This is a genomic window from Sinimarinibacterium arenosum (assembly GCF_005047655.1).
GTDB lineage: Bacteria > Pseudomonadota > Gammaproteobacteria > Nevskiales > Nevskiaceae > Solimonas.
This window is the reverse complement of record NZ_SUKF01000004.1, coordinates 272,090-290,599: the sequence shown is the minus strand read 5'-3', so window position 1 is coordinate 290,599 and position 18,510 is coordinate 272,090. Positions and strand designations below refer to the sequence as shown.

Here is an 18,510-nt window from a genome sequence, read left to right as displayed (position 1 = left end):
ATGCCCGCATGCTCAGTCTGATTGCAGCACTCGACCGTAACCGTGTGATCGGCCGCAACGGAGATCTGCCGTGGCGACTGCCGGACGACCTTCGCCACTTCAAGCGCCTGACGCGGGGAAAAACCGTACTGATGGGGCGCAAGACCTGGATCTCGCTTGGGCGACCGTTGCCGGAGCGGGACAACTGGGTGATCAGCCGCGATCCCGCCTTCCGTGCCGAGGGCGCGCGCGTGTTCCAGAGTCTGGAGACGGCGCTGCAGGCGCACGAGCCGTCACAGGAGCTGATGGTCATCGGCGGCGCCGAGCTGTATCGGCAGCTGTTGTCGCGCGCGGACCGGCTCTATCTGACCGAAGTCGATGCCGAAGTTGACGGTGACGCCTGGTTTCCCGATTTTGATCGTGGGCAGTGGCGTGAAACTGCGCGTGAAGTGCATGCACCTGATGAGCGCCATGCGTATGCGTTCGCCTTTATAACGCTGGATCGAGCGCCGTGAAGCGTCTGGCAACGGCATTGCTGTTGCTGATATCGCTGCAATCGTTTGCCGATGACGCGTATCCGACCATTGTCGAGATCGCGTTCGAGGGCAATGAAGTCACACGGCCGCAGGTCATGCTGCGTGAAATGGTCGTCAAGGTCGGTGATCCGGCCGATCCGGCTCAGATCGAAAAGAGCCGGCAGGGCATTCAGGATCTCGGACTGTTCCGGCGCGTCAACCTGCGACAGGAGCCGGTCGATGGCGGCGTGCGCCTGGTGTTCCGGGTCGACGAACGCTACTACTTTCTGCCGCTGCCGCGCGGCGACGTAAAAAGCGACGGTCGCTACTCCTACGGGGCGCAGCTGCGCTGGGACAACGTTACCGGGCGTAACCACTCGCTGTATGTGCTGGTGGAGCAGGAGGACCGCAAGCGCCAGGGCATCGGCAAGGAAACCAATTTTGTTGCCAGCTATCGTGCTCCGTTCGCATTCGGCTCGCCGTATGCGCTGAGTGGCAGCGTCGGCTACACGACGCGACCGGTGCAGGGCGACCTGGGCGAGTACACCGAGGATTTTCGGACGGTGTCGCTGCGCGGTTCGCGCACATATTCAGACGGAGCCGCAAGCCAGGGTTATACCGTCGGGACGGGCGTGAACTGGCAACAACAACGAACTTCCGGCGAGTTCGCTCCAGCGGCATACGGCGACGCGCTGGCACCGGTGCTGCAGATCCGCTACCGCGACTTTCATAACCATATCTACAGTGACGTCGGACGCTGGTGGTCGGTCAGTGTCGAGGGTGCGCACCGCGAATTGGGTAGCGACTACAACTACACCGCGTGGAATGCAGCCTACGCGAGCTATTTCAACGTTGGCTCGCTCGAGCATCAGACGGTGCACCTGAAGGCCTACACCGGCCTGTACTTCAGCGGTCCCGATGGTGTGCGCCAATTCGGTCTGGGGGGATCGTCAGCGCTGCGCAGCTACGACAGCAACTTCATCGAGGGCAATGCCTACTACTACCTGACGGCGGAATACGCGCGTCCGCTGTACTGGCGTTGGCTGCGGGGTGTGGTGATCGCCGAGGCCGGCAACGTCTTCGCGCATCCGGAAGACGCCAATTTCCAGAAGGTCTACAGCAGTATCGGCGTGGCGTTGCGGCTGCGACTGACGCATTTCGTCGACTTCGAAATGGAGATCGGATATTCCTATTCGCTGGACGGATCGGGCGCGCGTTTATTCGGCGGCCGAGTCTGATCGTCGCGGGAACGTCACCCGAGGTTTGCTATGCTGGCAAATCAGTTGAAGCCGACCAAACGGAGGGTTGCATGGCCGAGATCCAGGCACAGTTCGAACAAGCTCAAAAAGACGTCAAGACGCTGACCAAGCGTCCGGACAACAACGACATGCTGTTTCTGTATGCGCACTTCAAGCAGGCCAGCGACGGCGATGTCAAAGGCAGTCGCCCGGGAATGCTGGATATGGTCGGTCGCGCCAAGTATGACGCCTGGGCCAAGCTCAAGGGCACCAGCAATGACAAGGCAATGCGGATGTACATCGACAAGGTCTCCAGTCTGCTGAAGTCGCACAAGTAGGGCAGCGTCCTTCTGGGCGCCATGACCGCTGCACGAGCAATGACGCAGGCAGTTTCCAATGGCCGCGTAAGGCCGTCATGAGAGGAGTGAAACGATGAGCGTTGTGACTTCGCGGAGATTGTTGGCGGCTGCCGCCCTTGGTGCCATGCTGTGGGGGCCGCTTGCCATGGCCGACGATCCGAACATGCGCGACGCGCTGTCCAGCAACAAGGGCAAGCGCGTTACCGTCATGCTCGGTGCTGGCCAGGAACTCACCGGTACCGTCAGCGATTTCGGCAGCGGCACGGTGAAGCTGACCGAACTCAGCGGCAAGGAATATTACGACGCCATCGTGCGCATCGACCGGATCGAAGCGCTGGTCGTGCGTGCACGCAGCAACTAGCTGAATCTCCGGGCACTCAGCCGGGCGCGGTATCGCGCCCGGCCCAGTCACGCGCAAACTGGCGCGCGACGCGACCGCTACGCGAGGCGCGGTTCAGTGCCCAGCGTAGTGCCATCTTTTCGGTGTTCTCGTCCCACTGCGTGTGTCCCAGCAGATGCAGGTGCAGACGGACCGCATCCAGATACTGGGTCTGATTGAACGCCAGGAATGACAGCCACAGGCCGAAGCGTTCCGATAGCGAAATTTTTTCTTCGGTCGACTCGCCTGGATGCAGTTCGTCGTCGACCCATTGGTATTCCTGGTTATCGCGTTTGGTTTCCGGCATCAGATGCCGGCGGTTCGAGGTGGCGTAGATCAGCACGTTTTCCGGTGGCTCCTCAATGCCGCCGTCGAGCGCGGTCTTCAGCGCGGTCAGTGCCGGATCGTTGTCGGCGACGGAGAAGTCGTCAACGTAGAGGATGAATCGCTCCGGTTTGCCGCGTAGCGGCGCGACGACGTCAGGCAGATCGACCAGATCGTGTGGATGCACCTCGACCAGACGCAGGCCCTGCGCCGCGAACTGCGTCAGCAGCGCCTTGACCAGTGACGACTTGCCGGTGCCGCGTGCACCAGTCAGCAGGACATGGTTGGCCGGACGCCCTTCGACGAACTGGCGCGTGTTCTGTACTGCCGCCTGCTTCTGCCGCTCGATCCCCAGCAGCTGCTCCAGCTCGACTGTCTGGGGAAACTCAATGGCGTGCAGCGCATTGCGGTGCCAGCGATAGGCGATGACGTCGCGGTCAGTGCTCATGTTTGATCCTGTGTGCGCAGTGACAACGATGTGCTGCTGCCATCGCGCAAGTGTCCGGGGCGGTGAATTATGCCCGTTCAGGCGGTGCTTCCGGACAGGGAGCACCTTCAGCCGGGATCGAATTTCCAACTCAGTGTCACGTCGATCTTGCCGCTGAACTTGGCGTCAGCGGTTGCGGTGCCGACCAATGCCTGCGCAGGCGAGGTGAGTGTGGTGCTGCGGGTGCCAGACGCGGGCGCATGGCGGAGTTGTTCATTGACCCAGTCCATCGCGATCGCCGTGCCGGAAATCTCACTGTCGTCGTTGCGCGTCTCTCTGTAGGGCTCCGTGCGCAGGTAAAGTCCGCGCGCCTGCGGAGGGCGGAAGCCGTAGCTGTGAATCTTCTGGTCGACCAGATCGTACACGGTCTGCTGGCTGAAGCACTGCATGAAGGTCGGGTCCGAATCCGAGCGCGTCGCTTCTTCGCGTTCGGTGAACGGGATCATGCCGGCCACATCGGAGTACGCCCCCTTGCTGCGTCGATCAATCCGGACCTCGATCTGCGTGGGGCAGCTCTCGTAGCCGATGTAGTTCAGATAGCGCGGAGGCTCCTCTGCGTCGTCGTCGAGATTCACCGCGTCGACATCCAGGCCTGGCATTTCCACCGAGGCGGTAGCCTGCGAGTACTTCATCGCCAGCTGCATCAGACAGGCGGTATCGGCGCCACAGGCAATCTGATCGCGCTGCGCCTGTTCGGCCAGGGCCTGCTGGCGTGCCTGATACTCGGCCTGCGTCGCCGGACGTTCCGGCGCCGGCGCACCACGAACCGCGTTGACCCTGCGCTGCACGGCGGCCGCCTTGGCCATCTGCTGTTGCGCGGCATTGGGATCGAGCGGGTTGTAGTTGACCGCCTCGCCATCGGACTTCACGTGGGTCACGACCTTGTAGTACTCGGAGATGGTCGAGTCGGCGTAGTCCTGCGTAGCGGCCCAGTGCTGTGTTCCGCTGACGCGAATCTCGACGGTGAACGTGCCGATGCGTTCGGCCGCTCCGGCGGGGGCACATACGCACAGCGCCCAGAGCGGCACTGCGGACAGCGTTCGGAATTTCATCGGGCGCTCCTGCGGAATCCGGGATTGCGGATGGGAGCGCGCACAGTACTGCGGCACGCGTGACGGCGAGCCTAAATTTTTACTAAGGCCGGTATGGCCGTCGCACCGGCTCCGTGAAGGGAGCGTCAGCGCCCAAGCCCGATGCTTCAGTCCGGCGTCGGTGCCGGGAAATAAAAAGCGACGCAGGCGAAGGCCGCATGCGTCGCACAGAGTGCCATCAGCTGATGTGCTTGCTGACCAGCTTGGTCATCTCGAACATGTTGACCATGGCTTTGCCACCGAACACCTTCTTCAGCTTCTCGTCGGCATTGATCTGACGCTTGTTGGTTGCATCCTGGAGGCCGTTCTTCTTGATGTAGGCCCACAGCTTCTTCGTGATCTGGCCACGAGGCATCGGCTTGGAACCGACGACTTCGGCCAAGATCGCGCTGGGCGTCATGTCCTTCATCAGCGCAGCGCTGGGTTTGCGCTTGGCCTTCTTGGGAGCAGCCTTCTTCGGAGCGGCCTTTTTTGCTGCAGCCTTCTTCGGAGCAGCCTTCTTGGCAGCAACCTTCTTGACGGCCTTCTTCACAACTTTCTTTGCAACTTTCTTGGCAGCCGCCTTCTTGGCCGGTGCCTTCTTCGCCGGAGCCTTCTTGGCGACCGCCTTCTTCACGGTTGCCTTCTTTGCCGCCGGTTTCTTCTTGGTGGCTTTCGCCATATCACTGTCCCCTAGCTAAGCGCCCTCATTGCGCGTTCGTATCCTAGCTGGAAATTTGCGGTTTGTACCGATCTGACGAAGGATTTTCGACGATCGTCGAAGCCGGTCGTCGGGTGGGCGAATTCCAGGTGTTTGTGCACGACGAAATCCGGGTCCGGTTTGATGCCGGAATCGGGCTGTTGCCCCTGGCTTTTTGACTGCCACCGGTTCTACTTTTTTGGGCCACAGCGTAGACAAAACACGTACAATTCGGGCCCAGCGCGCCCGTAGCTCAGTTGGATAGAGCATCGGCCTTCTAAGCCGAGGGTCGCAGGTTCGAATCCTGCCGGGCGCACCATTTCCCCTACGTACAGGCGGCAAGACACGGCACCACCGTCAGTCAGACCGCGCATTCGAACCTGCGACAAATGATGCTCAGGTTCGACAAGCCGGCGGCGCCGGCTTGATCGTCGCCGCGCAGCGGAGACGATCCGAAGGGCGAGGCGCAGCGCGCCGAGTCATCCTTGCCGGGCGCACCCCGGAGCACTCGATTCCCCTACGTACAGGCGGCAAGACACGGCACCACCGTCAGTCAGACCGCGCATTCGAACCTGCGACAAATGATGCTCAGGTTCGACAAGCCGGCGCCGCCGGCTTGATCGTTGCCGCCTCGCGGGGACGACCCGAAGGGCGAGGCGCAGCGCGCCGGGTCATCCTGCCGCGCGCGCCCCGGAACATTCGATTCCTCTACCTGCGCGAGCTTGAACGCCGCACCGGGTCCGAGCGGCGCGTGACCTGACCTTGCCGATCAACACTGGCGAACTTTCAGATGCGGCGGCCCTGGATAACCCGGATCAGGATGACCACGATCGCGATGACCAGAAGAATGTGGATGAAGCCCCCCATTGAGTAGGAGGAGACGAGTCCGAGCGCCCAGAGCAGGAGTACGACGATGGCGATGGTTTCGAGCATGACGATGACTCCAGTGCGGCGACGGCGGAACGCCGAGAGCCTTGAGGGTGAACGTCGTGGCCGATCGCACGCTGTGCGGCGGCACACACAGCAATGGATCGGCGTTCTGTGTTCGTCACCGCACGGTGACTTTCGGCTGAAGCGCAAACAGTGGGGTGGTGAGGGCGAGCCATTCGGAACCGCCCATACAAGGTCCATGCAGGAGGCCACCATGAACAAAAATTTGAATCTCGCAATCGGCGCCGTGATGGCGCTGGGCGCCTTCAGCGCGCCCTCGCTGGCCGCGGATGTCGGTGTTTCCATCAACGCCGGGCAGCCCGGCTTCTATGGCGTTATTGATTTGGGCGATGCGCCGCGGCCAAGGGTCTACTACTCGCAACCGGTCATCGTTGAACATGAGCGCGTGCGACAGGAACCCATATACCTGCATGTCCGACCTGGCGAGTCTCGCCACTGGAATCGCCACTGCCATGAATACAACGCCTGCGATCGGCGGGTGTATTTCGTCAACCACGATTGGTACGACCAGGTTTACGTGAGCCACTACCGTCAGCGGCACCAGGACGAGCGCGGTGACGGTCGCCGTGATCATGGCGATGGCGATCATCACGAACGGGATGACCGTGGTGATGGGCATGGCAACAAAGGTCACGGCAACGACAACGACAACGGTAGCGGCAACGGGAGCAACAAGCGTCACGACTAGTGGGCCTCAACCGGAAGCCGGCAACCGAGTCAATCGGTTGCCGGCTTTTAGCTTTATGCGGACTTGCGTGATAGCAGAAGAATGCCGCCCAGGAGCAGGGCGCCGACACCGATCCACACCGGCACGCTGACGTATTCCTTCTCCGCAACGGAAAGATGAATCGGACCCATGTCGGCGCGATGCGTGTCCCGCGTGTAGCTGAAGCCGCCGTAGCCGAGGCTCAGTGCACCGGCAGCGATCAGCAGTATTGCAACGATCTTTTTCGTTTCCATCGGTGTGTACCCCTTGAAGTCGAGTTGATTGGACGAGCAGCATTGCCACATGCAGCACGGGCGTCTGTTCGACAGCGCACGGGTGCTGCGAATGATGAGGAGTGCTGGGTGCGCTGACGCACAGAGCAGCCGGTCAGGGGCGCGTATATCTGGCTCATGAAGATCAATGCGCTGTTTGTCCTGCTGCTGATGCTGATGGCACCGATCGAACTGCTCGCGGCCGAAGATCCGGAGCTCGATATGAAGTCGCAGCAGCGTGCGCCGACCGCCTTTGCCGACGACAAACCCAGGCCCTTGCTCCACTGGGGTGTTGGCGAGGGCAAGAGCTACCTGGTTCCGATCGGCGACATCCTCATGTTCGACGCCGCCCTCAACCTGTTTAATCGCCAGTTTTCCGGCACCTCGGATTACGATTCCGATTTCTCGTCCTTCAGGCGCAACCTGAACGGGAGTTGGGTCTACGACAACGACTCTTTCAGCATCAACCAGTTCGGGCACCCGTATCAGGGCTCGATGTACCACGGATTTGCCCGCTCAGCAGGTCTCGGTTACTGGGAGGCTTCGGCATACACCCTCCTCGGCAGCGCGATGTGGGAACTCGCAGGCGAAACCACCAAGCCTTCGATCAACGATCAGATCACCACTGGTTTTGGCGGCAGCTTTCTGGGCGAACCGCTGTTCCGCCTGGCGAGTCTGCTGCTCGAAAGCGGCGACGGCGGGGCTCCGGGCTTCTGGCGCGAACTCGGCGCCGCGGCGATTTCGCCGTCCACCGGGCTCAACCGGCTCGTCTACGGTAAACGCTTCGACGGCGTGTTCCGTAGCAATGATCCGGCGGTGTATACGCGCATGGCAGTTGGCATGAATTTCAACTCAAGCGTGCATTCGAACGTGAACACGAATCAGGCTGCCGATGAAACGCCGACGCCCCAGAGCTACGACACGGGCGAAGCGATTGCCGATTTCACGGTCGGCTACGGCTTGCCCGGAAAGCCCGGCTACACCTACACGCGCCCTTTCGACTACTTCCACTTCCAGTTCACCGCAGCCAGCAGCAACGTGTTCGAGAACGTGATGACGCGCGGTCTGCTGTTCGGCACCGACTACGCGGTGGGCGACTACTATCGCGGCATCTGGGGTCTGTACGGCAGCTACGACTACATCGCGCCGCAGATCTTCCGCATCTCCACGGCGGCCGCGTCGCTCGGTACTACGGGTCAATGGTGGCTGTCTGACACCGTGGCCCTTCAGGGCAGTGCGCTGGGCGGTCTGGGCTACGGTTCGGCGGGAACGATACGGCAGGTCGGTTTGCGCGACTATCACCATGGCGTAACGCCTCAGGGTCTGCTGGCGATGCGCCTGATCTTTCGCAATCGCGTCTCGCTCGACATGACGGCACGGCAGTATTACGTCACCAGTTCGCAGTCCGACGAAAGCGGCGGTGAGGAGAACATTTTCCGCGCCGATGTCGCACTGACCGTGCGCGTGTACAACCTGCACGGCATCGCGCTCAAGTACGTGGCTTCGCGCCGTGACGCGCGCTACGACGGCTTGCCCGACACGCACCAGAGCGTCGGCGCGATCAGCATCGGCTACGCCTACCTTGGCCAGACGCGCTCCGGCACCGTCGACTGGCGCACCAAGGCCGAAGGTGGCCCCTGATCGATTAGACCGTCTCGGCCCCACGCGCCCCACGCGCGGAGTTTTCCGATTTTCCTTTCCCGATCTGCCAATCCGGATCTGATTCTGCTCCAAGGAGTTCCCCGTGGCACGAACCATTCCAGCTGCCGTTGTTGTCGCTTTGCTCTGCTTTCATGCTGTTCCGGCGCAGGCCATCAGCGAGGAGCTTCCGGCCGATATCGTGACCGGTGTGTTGCCTCTGGCCTCCCTGGCCGTTGCGTATTTCAAGGATGACGGGGAAGGGACGAAACAATTTCTGCGCAGCACCGGCGTCAGTCTGGTGCTGAACACCTCACTGCGCGTTGTTTTCAATCAAACCAGTTGGGGTGAGCGGCCCAACGGACATCCTTACGGATTTCCTTCGGGACACGTCGGATTTGCGACCTCGAGCGCGGCCTTCCTGCAGGATCGCTATGGCTGGAAGTTCGGTCTTCCGGCCTATGCCGCGGTCGGCTATATCGCCTATGTCCGCGTTGATACGGATCACCATCGCTGGCGTGACGTGATTGCTGGTGCAGCGGTGTCATACGGGGTTTCCAAGCTCTTTGTCACGCCGGAGCATGCCAGCCATCTGGCGCCGGTTATCGGCCCGGATTTTCTCGGCATGCGTTGGGAACGATCATTCTGAAGGTGGTGTGCAGGCCGCTTCAGATCGCTTGAGCGAGTATTCCGCGTGTTTCTCATCGGCCATTCGCTGTTCGTCCGGCGTGAGCGGTGCATAGCCGCGGCCGTAGCGCCAGCCGTAGCCCCAGCGAAACGGCGTCGGCAACAGCGGTGATCCTCCGATGCGTACACCGCGGAACATCAGGTCGGCCAGGTGTTGGCGGCCGGTGTGGGCGAGCACGCAGTCGCGTAGCGCGACATCGGCGTGCCTGCGCTGCGTTGCCGTTCCGCCGCGCCAGTACAGCTGGTCGTGCGCCACGCAGCATTCTGACCAGCGCGAAGCATCCTCAGCGTCGCCGTCCGGAAACAGGCTGCAGGCATCCGTGGTAAACGGGCGCAGCATCGAGGTTGACGCGCAGCCACTGAGGTTCAGCATCGCCACGATCAGGAACATCGCGATGGCCGCAGGGCGGCATTCGGTGCGCATCGAGGGGTGATGGGCCTCAGGTATTGGACTGCGTCTCGGCCCTGCGTTTCTGCGCTGCCAGCATGCGAGCGGTCACGTCCATGCCGACGCCCCGATAGCCGGCGTAGCGTCCGGAAGGATCGAATATTGGTTCACCACTGACCTGGAAGAACTGCGTCGCGCCATCAACGGCGTTGACGCGGCTGTAAACAAGGTCGAGGAACGGTCTGCGCGCGGCAATGAGCGCTTCGAGTGCGCTGCGCTCAGCATCGTTCCAGCCTGCGTCACTGTCGCCACCGATGCCGAGCATCTCCAGCGCCTGTCCGGAGGCCTGCGTGAAATTGCCGTTGGCGTCCTGCTCCCAGTACCAGTCGGAAGACAGCTCGGTGAGACGCTTGAAGCGCGCTTCGCTCGCTCGCAGTTCTGCGGTGCGTTCCTGTACGATCGTTTCGAGACGCTGGTTATGCTCGGCCAGTGCGCGATACAGCAGACGCACTTCGAGCAGATTGTGGATACGGGTCTTGATCTCGAGCAGATCGAAGGGCTTGGCGACGAAATCCTTTGCACCGGCCTGCAGCGCGCGCAGCTTGTGTGCTGGCTCCGCCGTAATGGCCAGTACCGGCACATAGCTGTCGGATTGGACTGACTTCAGCGCTTCGAGTACCGCAAAACCATCCATGGCGGGCATCTGCAGATCCAGCAGGATCAGGTCATAGCTGTGCTCGCGGTGCAGTGCGCAGACTCGGGTCGGGTCCATCGTCGAACTGACGGCGCTGTAGCCGGCGCTGCGCAGCATCTGTTCGAGCAGACGCACGTTCGCTTCGGTGTCGTCCACAATCAGGACACTGGCCTTCAGAATGTCGCCGTGACTGAGCATCAATGCACTCCGCGCGTGGCCGCGCTGGTCGCCGCGTAGGCAAGCGCCACGTCCAGCACCGACATAAATTCGCCGACCTTGATCGGCTTGGTCAGATAGCGGAAGAAACCGGCCTCAAGCCCCTTGCGGATGTCCTGCGGCATGGCATTGGCGCTGACCGCGATGACGGGAATGTGCTGGGTCAGAGGATCCTCGCGCAGCATGCGCAGCGCCTTGATGCCGCTGATGCCCGGCAGATTGATGTCCATCAGGATCACCTTGGGTAGAAACTCGCGCGCAAGGTGGATGCCGCTGGCGGCATCGCCCGCACTCAACAGATGCAGGTTGGGGCGGCGCGCGATCAGGTGCTCGACCAATCGCAGATTGGCCGGATTGTCCTCCACGTAGAGCAGCGTACGCAGGTCGGGGTCGTGTGGTTTTGGGACGGGTGTCGGTGCCACTGATGCGATGTCTGTTTCGTGCAGCTGCGGTTCGGCTGTACGCAGCCAATCCACCCAGAACACGCTGCCTTTGCCGACGGTGCTTTCCACGCCGATGACCCCGCCCATCAGTTCCACCAAGCGCCGGGTCATGACCAGTCCGATGCCGGTGCCTTCCTCTCCATTGAGCTCCTGGCCCAGCCGGTTGAACGGCTGGAACAGCTGCGCAAGCTGTTCCGGAGACAGGCCGAGGCCAGTGTCGGCAACGCTGAGGCGGACACGCTCGGCGCCCTCCAGCGCACAGCTCACCGTGACGCTGCCGCCGGCACTGTTGTACTTGATGGCGTTGGACAACAGGTTGATGAGGACCTGCTTGACCCGCGTGCGATCAGCGAGGATGTAGCAGGGTTTGTCCTCACGGCAGAAGTTCATGGTGATGCCGTGACTGCGCGCCTCGGGCTCGATCATGGTCTGGCAGTCGAGCAGGATCTCGTCGAGTGCCGTCGGTTCTGGCGACAACAGCATCTTGCCGGACTCGATCAGCGCCAGATCGAGGATCTCGTTGATCAGGTCCAGCAGGTACCAGCCGGCCTGCAGGATGTGGCTGGTGCTTTCCTTCTGGTCCGCGGTCAATGGCGTCGATCCGGACTCCATCAGCTGCGCAAAGCCGAGAATCGCGTTGAGTGGCGAACGCAGCTCGTGGCTCATGTTGGACAGGAAGTCGGACTTCGCGAGATTGGCCTTTTCTGCCGACGCCTTGGCTTTGATCAGCTCGTCCTCGACCTGCTTGCGCGCCGAGTTGTCGGCGCCGATGAGCAGGTAGCCGATGATGACGCCGTCTTGATCGCGCAGCGCGGTGATCGACACGATCGCGGGAAAGCGGGCACCGCCCTTGCTGATGTAGGTCAGCTCATAGCTGTCCTCCAGGCCACGCGAGGCTTTGAATGCGAGCGCGCCGAAGCCCGGCGTGATGGGCGTTGAGAACTCCAGGCTCAGGGCCTGCGCGCGCGCCATGACCTCAGCGGGATCGTGAATGTCGCTGGGGCTGATACGATTCACGACCTCGTCGGCGCGATATCCCAGCATGCGTTCAGCGCCCACATTGAACAGCTGGATGATGCCTTTCTCGTCGGTCGCGATGATGGAGAAGCTGGCGCTGCTCAGAATCGCCGAGCCGAGGGCCTGCGTTTTCAGGAGCACCTGCTGTGCGGGTGATTCGGGAACGTCGCCTGGTGTGAAAAGAGTCATGATGATCGAAGGGTCCTGTTTGGCGGATTCCACTACTTCACACCCCCGACAGCATCCTGTCGGTGCTTTACATCGCATAGCAGGCGCGCGTTTTCCTTTTTGATCACGGCGTAGCACTCGCAGACCTGTGTGTTGAGCAGCGCGCGATCGAGCACGGTGATGTGACCACGGCGATAGCTGATGGCCCCAAGGTCGCGCAGATTGCCGGCGGCCTCCGTGACCCCCTCGCGACGCACGCCGAGCATGCCGGCGATCAACTCCTGGGTCATGGCGAGATCATTGGAGGGCATGCGGTCCAGTGTCGTCAGCAGCCAACGACACAGTTGCTGCGACAGCGAGTGGTGACGCGCGCAGGCCCCGGTCAGAGACATCTGCGCCATCAGCGCATGCGTGTAACGCAACAGCAGGCGCATCAGCATCCCGGCGCGATCGAACTCGGTCATCAGCGGTTTCGCACGCAGGCGGTAGCCGTGCCCTGCGGTCTGCACGATGGCGCGGCTCAGTGTGGTCTTGCCGCCCAGAAACAGGGAGACGCCCAACAGGCCTTCGTGGCCCACGCTCGCGATCTCGGATGAATCGCCGCTCTCCAGCATGTATTGCAGCGACACGATGGCGGTGGTCGGAAACCATGCGTGCTGCGCGGGCTCACCGGATTCGCTGAGCAGATCGCCGAGCCGCATCGGTACCAGTTCGAGGTCAGGCAACAGGCGTTCGAATTCCGCCTCCGGCAGGGCCGCGAGGAGGTGATTCTGGTTGGGGCTATGCAGCAGGGTCATGATCGAACCTGTGATCTGACCGGGAAGTGCCGGGGTGCACGATTCATCTTACGCTTCGGCCCCGGGAATTGTTGCCCGACGCAGGCGACTGTCCGTGGCGACAGGAGAACTGATCGGAAACGGACATCGTGACGAATGACCTCGGCGCTTTGCGACACCTTCTGCGAGCCGGGCTCGGCAACAGTCTGGTCCGACCTGGATATCGAGCGAGAGCAGACGCGAGGAACCTCTATCGGCGAGATGCGGTGGCTCGTTTAAGTTCAAAGCCAGTACGCCGCGATCCGCGCCGTCTGTTCCTTCAGGCGCAATGCCCAGGAGCGGTGCCGCCAATGTTCAAGATCGATGGCCTGCGACGCGCTGATGTCAGCGTCGAACATCGCGTTCATCTGCGTGCCGAAATCGCGGCCCAGCACGACCGCATTGATCTCGTCGTTGTGCAGGAAGCTGCGCCAGTCGAGATTGGTTGAACCGATGGTCGACCACACGCCGTCGATACACACCGTCTTGGCGTGCATCACCGCGTCGCGACGCTCAAAGAGCTTCACGCCTCGGCGAAGCAGCTTGGTGTAGTAAGAGCGACCGAGATGGAAAATCGCCCAGGAATCCGAGTAGCTCGGCAGCACGAGGCTGACATCGACGCCGCGAGCAACCGCATCGGTCAGGGCTTGCAGCAGCTGCGGATCCGGTGCGAAGTACGCGATGGTCAGATGGACACTGTGCTCGGCGTGCGTGATGGCTGAGAGCAGTGTGAGATAGATCAGGCGCTGCGGATCGTCCGGCGTGCTGCCGATGGCGCGCACGATGCCGGCACCCTGTGGCTTCAACTCCGGAAAATAATTGCGCGCGGCCAGTTCTTCGCCTTTTTGCTTGTTCCAGCTATCCAGAAACAGCTTCTGGAATTCGGCAACGGCGGGGCCTTCGATCTCGATATGCGTATCGCGCCAGCCGCCTGTCTTTGCCATTGTTGAATCCGCAGTCTTTTTCGGGCGTCTGCCCGAGGGGCTGCTGGAATAGGTGTCGCTGAGGTTGATCCCGCCGGTGAATGCGATGCGGCCATCGATCACCATCAGTTTGCGGTGATCGCGGTTATTCAGTGCCCATTCCTTCCGGTTTCCGGCCAGTGGATTGACCGGATTGAATTCGAGCACCCGGATGCCGCCGTCTTTAAGGTGCTGAAAAAAACTGGCAGGTGTCAGCAGGCTGCCGACGCTGTCGTAGATCACGTTCACTTGCACGCCGGCGGCCTGGCGTTCGAGCAGCAAGTCGGAGAACTGGCGGCCGGCCTCGCCATCGTCAAAGATGAACGTTTCCAGATTGATGTGATCCTTCGCCTCGCGGATCGCGGCGAACATGGCCTTGTAGGTGTCGGGCCCGTTCTGCAACAGGCTGAGCTTGTTTCCCAGAACGAGCGGGCTGTTCGCGTTGACGGCCTGCTCGTAGGCAAGGTGTTTGTCCAGCAGATCAGACTGGCCATGCCGGCCTTCGATCTTGTCGATGATCGCATCGCTGGTGGCGTTCGAGACTGGTCCGCGTGTGCCCTCAAATTTGACCTGATCGGAGTGCGGTATCGCGCGGTCGCGTTGAGCATCGGGCAAGCTGGCACAGCCCTGGAGCCCCAGCAGCGCGACCAGCAGCAAGCCGAGCTGTCGCGGGGGCGTGATGGCCGAAAACCCGCGCGGCGTGCGCCGCGCGGGTTCTGATGCAACGGCGACCTCAGTCACCATGGCCTCCAGGCATGCTTCACTTCGACGAAGTCTGCACGTTCGTAATGATCACCTCGACCCGGCGATTCTGCGCGCGACCTGAGGTGGAGTCGTTGCCGGCGACTGGCGAACCTTCGCCCTTGCCGGTCGAAGTCACGCGGCTGGATGAGACGCCCTGACCGACCAGATAGGACTTCACCGAGGCGGCGCGACGCTCCGACAGACTGAAGTTGGAGTTCTCACTGCCGACGCTGTCGGTGTGACCCTCGATGATCACGCTGCGATCCGGATACTTGTTGAGAAACGCGGCGAGCTTGCCGAGGTCACCCGGTGTGCCGCCGCGCAGTTCGGATCTGCCGGTTGCGAACAACACGTCGCCCAGAGTGACGACCAGACCGCGGTCGGTTTCGCGGGCGTTGAGTTCGGTGATCTGTCGCTGCAGCTCGTCGGCTTGCTGGCGAGCGCCATTGGCTTCCATTCGCGCGATGTCGGTCTGGTAGCGCGCGGCAGTCGCGTCGGCTCGGGCTGCAGTCGCATCGCTGCGCGCATGGTCCGCTTCACGGGTACGCGAATCGAGTCGCGCAGTTTCGCGCTGCTGGCTCAGCGTCTTGCGCTGGTCTTCCAGCAGACGTGCTTTTGCGGTGGCCGAGGCGGTATCGACCTTGCGATCGGCAATCAATACGAGGTGATGGCCCAGATCGGTGTCCGCGCGCGGCTTCTCGGCGGCACGCACGGCGGATTCAGCGTCCTTGATCTCGACCGGCGCGCGACTGGCGAGCTGTGAGTCGGACTGTAGCTGGGTCAGCTTGGTGCGAGTGTCGTCCGCGCCATCAGGCCGGGTCAGCGACGCCGAGCAGGCAGCGGTGAGTAGCGCGGCTGCGGCAACCGCGATCAGACGCTTGGAAAAAGTGTGGTTGGTGTTCATTAGCGGGCTTCCGGATTGCGCTGCATTTCAAGCTTGAGGGTCTCGATGCTCTTCTGCATCTCGTCATTGACGACTTCAGCCTTCGCGACCTCGGCCTTGGCTGTTGCGAGCTGCGCGTTGGCCTGGGACTGTTCGGCAAGGCGCTCGGCGACGACCATCTTGTCCCGCAGTACGGCTTCCCGCGCAGCGGTCAGGTTCTCGCGTGCTTCGCCGAGTTCCGGTGAGGCGTAGTCAGCGACGCGTTCATTCTCTGCATTGGCGATTGCCAGCTCGGCGGCCTGCAGGGCCTTGGTTGGCGGCTGCGGCACCGATGCGCAGCCCGCGAGTACCAGCAGGCCCATCGCTGAGAGCCAGGCTCGAGCCAGGGATTTCTGCGGCAACGCGGCGATTGTTCGATTCATGTCTGATGTCCTCGGGGATGTGTTCTTTTCGGGCCCGGGGTGCGCTGTCGAGAACCTCGGCATCCGCAGCAAGAGCTGGTAGTGAGGCCTTGAGCGGTCCTCAGCTGCAACAGTAGACAAAAGGGTCGGCGAGTTCAGTTCGTTACCGTACCCAGAGCAGATGAGTTTCCGGCGGCCGTGGGGATCTATCAGGGTGTCCGGTCCGCATGGAGGGTTTCCATACGTCGGACTTCCTTGCGCTTCATGCTGAGGTACTGGTCGCGTTCGAGTTCGTGCAGCTGTGTGGAATAGCGTTCGATGCCTGCGTACCAGTCGTTGAGGCGTTTTTCGAGGCGCTGCGGTTCGGGCGTTGACAGCGCTCCGAGATAGGCCTCGATGGCGATGAAGTAGCGCATGGTGTTGCGCTCGATCACGCCGCGTGTGCCGCCGATGTAGACCGTCCCGCTGCCGGTGTCGTGCCCCACGATGCTGAAGCCGCGCTTCTCGCGTCCGATGGTCGCGAGATAGCCCCGCATGGCCATGCGGGCCGCGAGACCGAATCTGTAGGCGTAGGACAGATGCAGAAAGCTGTGCCCACTGTCGAGTGCGACGATTTCAAGCACCATGCGATAGCGATACGTGCCGATCGGACCGTCCTCGGCGGTCAGCTCGACCTGCAGATAGTCCGGTTCCGACTTCAGCACGCGGTAAAGAAAATCGAACGGGTAGGTGTCTTCGAGCGGCTGGTCGAACTTGCGTCCTACGTTGAGGTTCAGGCTTGCGGGCTGGCCCGGCGTGGAGGCGAAGCAGTCCTTGACGTTGAGGTGCAGGATCAACAGATCGCACCAATGACCGATGTCCCGCATCGCCGGGCCGGCGACGCCGTAGGATTGCGCGATCTGTACGTAGATATCGCCTTTCAACTGGTCCTGAGTCTCGTTCGACTCCAGGTACAGGGGGCGTTGAAACGCGTTCTGCGCAAGCGCGTCGCGCAGGGTGTTGTGGCGCGCTGTCAGCGCAGCGGCGTCCTGCGCATGGGCTGGAACTGCTCCGAATAGAACAAGGGCCGCAGTGAGGGCGGCTTTCGCGACGAGGTGGGTCATGAACGACGGCATGCGCACGCCGTGATCCTGCGGCGGCGCCTGAAAATGAGAACGCCGCGCCGTCCGGTGAGCGGACTGCGCGGCGTTCTTCATGTCAGAGCGTCAGGCTTAGAACTTCAAGGCTTTCGACTGCACGCTCTTGACGCCGCGAACGTTGCTGGCCAGTTCGATGGCAAGCGCGCGCTCAGCGCCGCTGTCCACCTTGCCGCTCAAGGTGACAACACCGTTCTGGGTGTCGACCGTGATGTCCGAGCCTTCGACGTTGCTCGAATACAGCAGCATGGATTTCACCTTGGTTGAGATCCAGCCGTCGGCGATATCATTGCCAGCTTCCTGGGTGACCGCCTTGGTCTTGTCGACCAGGCCCGGTTTCGGTGTCTTGACCACGAGCTGGTTGTCGACTGAGGCAACACCGCGCGTATTGCCGGCGAGCTGGCCGGCGAGGCTCTTGGCGGCTTCGCTGTCGGCAGTGCCGATGAGCTTGACGTTGCCGCGATTGGTGTCGACGTCGGTGCTCAAGCCATCGGTGTATTTGCTCCACAACAGCTTGGACTTCACCGTCGAAGTGATGGTGGCATCGTCGACTACCTGGCCATAGCTGCGCTCGGTGGAGACGGCGGCGACGTACTCAGGCTGTACGACAATCTGGTTGTCGACTTCGGTCACGCCTTTGACGCCGAGCGCGATCTGCTTGGCCAGGTCCTTGTTCACGCCTTCTTCAACGGTGCCACTCAGTGTGGCCTTGCCGCCATGCACCGAGACCTTGAGGTCGTTGGCACGCAGGTTGGGGCTGAGTGCGTAGGTCGTCCAGATCTGGGTTTCCTGGCGAGCCTCCGTCATGTTCTGACCCACCGTGTCGCTGGCGAAGGCGGTGCTGCCGACGCCAAACGAGCTGAGCGCGATGGCGGAAGCCATCAGCGTTTTGCGGAATGAATGATTCATGGTGTTTCTCCAATTCGGGTGATGCGCGGATGCCTCGCAGGCGCGCTTGAACGACGACTTCCCGCGGGCTCCGTGTGACGTGGCTTTGTTCAGGCTTTGTGCTTGTCGAAGAAGCCGTTGATCTGTGCTGCGGCCTCATCGCGCGTGATGGCGTAGCGTTCCTGCACGAGGCCGACCAGTTTCTGGACATGGCCCTCGGTCTGCAGCAGCTCGTCGTCAGTCAGCTTGCCCCAGGTGACCTTGGCGGCGCCCATCTGCTGTTTCCAGGCGCCAGTGGTCTGGGTGATGTTGGCGCTCGCGTGTTTTTCGCTCATGGTGTTCATGAAACCTCTCTGAGATACCGCGCCTCACGAGATTGCGAGGCAGCGGTATCGGTGCAGGGAGGCACGATAGACGCGAGTCAGCGTCCAGTCGGTGCGCTCACGCGCT

Annotated in this window: 22 protein-coding genes and 1 tRNA gene; 7 read left to right on the top strand and 16 right to left on the bottom strand. The window is 61.9% G+C overall.

Features of this window, described 5'->3' with window-relative positions; genetic code table 11:
- Positions 1-8 precede the first annotated feature (8 nt).
- The 4 genes from folA (at position 9) to E4T66_RS10355 (ending at position 2,452) form a co-directional block, all read left to right on the top strand.
- Entirely contained in the window at positions 9-494 is a 486-nt protein-coding gene (folA, locus tag E4T66_RS10370; protein ID WP_136848947.1) for a type 3 dihydrofolate reductase, read from the top strand.
- Positions 491-1,732 (top strand): POTRA domain-containing protein, encoded by a 1,242-nt coding sequence (locus E4T66_RS10365; RefSeq protein WP_136848946.1) that lies wholly within the window; start codon positions 491-493, stop codon positions 1,730-1,732. Before folA ends, E4T66_RS10365 begins: the two co-directional genes overlap by 4 nt.
- A gap of 71 nt (positions 1,733-1,803) precedes the next feature.
- Positions 1,804-2,070 (top strand): acyl-CoA-binding protein, encoded by a 267-nt coding sequence (locus E4T66_RS10360; protein ID WP_136848945.1) that lies wholly within the window; start codon positions 1,804-1,806, stop codon positions 2,068-2,070.
- Positions 2,071-2,164: 94 nt separating this feature from the next.
- Positions 2,165-2,452 (top strand): hypothetical protein, encoded by a 288-nt coding sequence (locus E4T66_RS10355; protein WP_136848944.1) that lies wholly within the window; start codon positions 2,165-2,167, stop codon positions 2,450-2,452.
- A 16-nt stretch (positions 2,453-2,468) separates the two neighbouring features.
- Here E4T66_RS10355 and E4T66_RS10350 read toward each other — a convergent pair whose 3' ends face one another.
- The 3 genes from E4T66_RS10350 to E4T66_RS10340 form a co-directional block, all read right to left on the bottom strand.
- Positions 2,469-3,242 (bottom strand): ATP-binding protein, encoded by a 774-nt coding sequence (locus tag E4T66_RS10350; protein ID WP_136848943.1) that lies wholly within the window; start codon positions 3,240-3,242, stop codon positions 2,469-2,471.
- A gap of 107 nt (positions 3,243-3,349) precedes the next feature.
- Positions 3,350-4,333 carry a hypothetical protein gene (locus E4T66_RS10345; RefSeq protein ID WP_136848942.1) on the bottom strand — a complete coding sequence of 328 codons (984 nt, stop codon included), beginning with the start codon at positions 4,331-4,333 and terminating at the stop codon, positions 3,350-3,352.
- A gap of 217 nt (positions 4,334-4,550) precedes the next feature.
- A complete protein-coding gene (locus E4T66_RS10340) occupies positions 4,551-5,033 on the bottom strand; it encodes an SWIB/MDM2 domain-containing protein (protein ID WP_136848941.1) in 483 nt (160 codons plus the stop codon).
- Positions 5,034-5,293: 260 nt separating this feature from the next.
- Between E4T66_RS10340 and E4T66_RS10335 the strand changes: the two genes are divergently transcribed.
- Positions 5,294-5,370 (top strand) — tRNA-Arg (locus tag E4T66_RS10335).
- A gap of 467 nt (positions 5,371-5,837) precedes the next feature.
- Here the strand turns inward: E4T66_RS10335 and E4T66_RS10330 are convergent.
- From E4T66_RS10330 to E4T66_RS10320, 3 genes are all read right to left on the bottom strand, one after another.
- A complete protein-coding gene (locus E4T66_RS10330; RefSeq protein ID WP_136848940.1) occupies positions 5,838-5,984 on the bottom strand; it encodes a lmo0937 family membrane protein in 147 nt (48 codons plus the stop codon).
- A 115-nt stretch (positions 5,985-6,099) separates the two neighbouring features.
- Complete coding sequence (locus tag E4T66_RS21560) at positions 6,100-6,684, bottom strand: hypothetical protein (protein ID WP_211242857.1); 585 nt, start codon at positions 6,682-6,684, stop codon at positions 6,100-6,102.
- A 59-nt stretch (positions 6,685-6,743) separates the two neighbouring features.
- Positions 6,744-6,962: a hypothetical protein gene (locus E4T66_RS10320; RefSeq protein WP_136848938.1), complete on the bottom strand. Its 219-nt coding sequence runs from the start codon at positions 6,960-6,962 to the stop codon at positions 6,744-6,746.
- A gap of 156 nt (positions 6,963-7,118) precedes the next feature.
- On the opposite strand from E4T66_RS10320, the gene E4T66_RS10315 reads away from it, so the two are divergent.
- Complete coding sequence (locus tag E4T66_RS10315) at positions 7,119-8,621, top strand: DUF3943 domain-containing protein (protein WP_136848937.1); 1,503 nt, start codon at positions 7,119-7,121, stop codon at positions 8,619-8,621.
- Between the two features lie 103 nt (positions 8,622-8,724).
- Positions 8,725-9,267 (top strand): phosphatase PAP2 family protein, encoded by a 543-nt coding sequence (locus E4T66_RS10310; protein ID WP_136848936.1) that lies wholly within the window; start codon positions 8,725-8,727, stop codon positions 9,265-9,267.
- Here the strand turns inward: E4T66_RS10310 and E4T66_RS10305 are convergent.
- From E4T66_RS10305 to E4T66_RS10260, 10 genes are all read right to left on the bottom strand, one after another.
- Positions 9,259-9,729: a hypothetical protein gene (locus E4T66_RS10305; RefSeq protein ID WP_211242856.1), complete on the bottom strand. Its 471-nt coding sequence runs from the start codon at positions 9,727-9,729 to the stop codon at positions 9,259-9,261. The genes E4T66_RS10310 and E4T66_RS10305 overlap by 9 nt on opposite strands.
- A 16-nt stretch (positions 9,730-9,745) precedes the next feature.
- Positions 9,746-10,585 (bottom strand): response regulator, encoded by an 840-nt coding sequence (locus E4T66_RS10300; RefSeq protein ID WP_136848935.1) that lies wholly within the window; start codon positions 10,583-10,585, stop codon positions 9,746-9,748.
- A complete protein-coding gene (locus E4T66_RS10295) occupies positions 10,585-12,252 on the bottom strand; it encodes a hybrid sensor histidine kinase/response regulator (protein ID WP_136848934.1) in 1,668 nt (555 codons plus the stop codon). Before E4T66_RS10295 ends, E4T66_RS10300 begins: the two co-directional genes overlap by 1 nt.
- A 32-nt stretch (positions 12,253-12,284) precedes the next feature.
- Positions 12,285-13,028 (bottom strand): Crp/Fnr family transcriptional regulator, encoded by a 744-nt coding sequence (locus E4T66_RS10290; protein WP_136848933.1) that lies wholly within the window; start codon positions 13,026-13,028, stop codon positions 12,285-12,287.
- Positions 13,029-13,288: 260 nt separating this feature from the next.
- Positions 13,289-14,749, bottom strand: a complete 1,461-nt coding sequence (cls, locus tag E4T66_RS10285; RefSeq protein ID WP_211242854.1) for a cardiolipin synthase — start codon at positions 14,747-14,749, stop codon at positions 13,289-13,291.
- A gap of 19 nt (positions 14,750-14,768) precedes the next feature.
- Positions 14,769-15,656 (bottom strand): OmpA family protein, encoded by an 888-nt coding sequence (locus E4T66_RS10280; RefSeq protein ID WP_136848931.1) that lies wholly within the window; start codon positions 15,654-15,656, stop codon positions 14,769-14,771.
- Positions 15,656-16,057 carry a DUF4398 domain-containing protein gene (locus E4T66_RS10275; RefSeq protein WP_136848930.1) on the bottom strand — a complete coding sequence of 134 codons (402 nt, stop codon included), beginning with the start codon at positions 16,055-16,057 and terminating at the stop codon, positions 15,656-15,658. The genes E4T66_RS10280 and E4T66_RS10275 overlap by 1 nt, the downstream gene beginning before the upstream one ends.
- A 188-nt stretch (positions 16,058-16,245) precedes the next feature.
- A complete protein-coding gene (locus E4T66_RS10270; RefSeq protein WP_211242853.1) occupies positions 16,246-17,232 on the bottom strand; it encodes a hypothetical protein in 987 nt (328 codons plus the stop codon).
- 15 nt (positions 17,233-17,247) lie between these two features.
- Positions 17,248-18,081, bottom strand: coding sequence for a BON domain-containing protein (locus E4T66_RS10265; RefSeq protein ID WP_136848929.1), 834 nt, complete (start codon positions 18,079-18,081; stop codon positions 17,248-17,250).
- Positions 18,082-18,170: 89 nt separating this feature from the next.
- Positions 18,171-18,395: a CsbD family protein gene (locus E4T66_RS10260; RefSeq protein ID WP_136849092.1), complete on the bottom strand. Its 225-nt coding sequence runs from the start codon at positions 18,393-18,395 to the stop codon at positions 18,171-18,173.
- Positions 18,396-18,510: the final 115 nt, after the last annotated feature.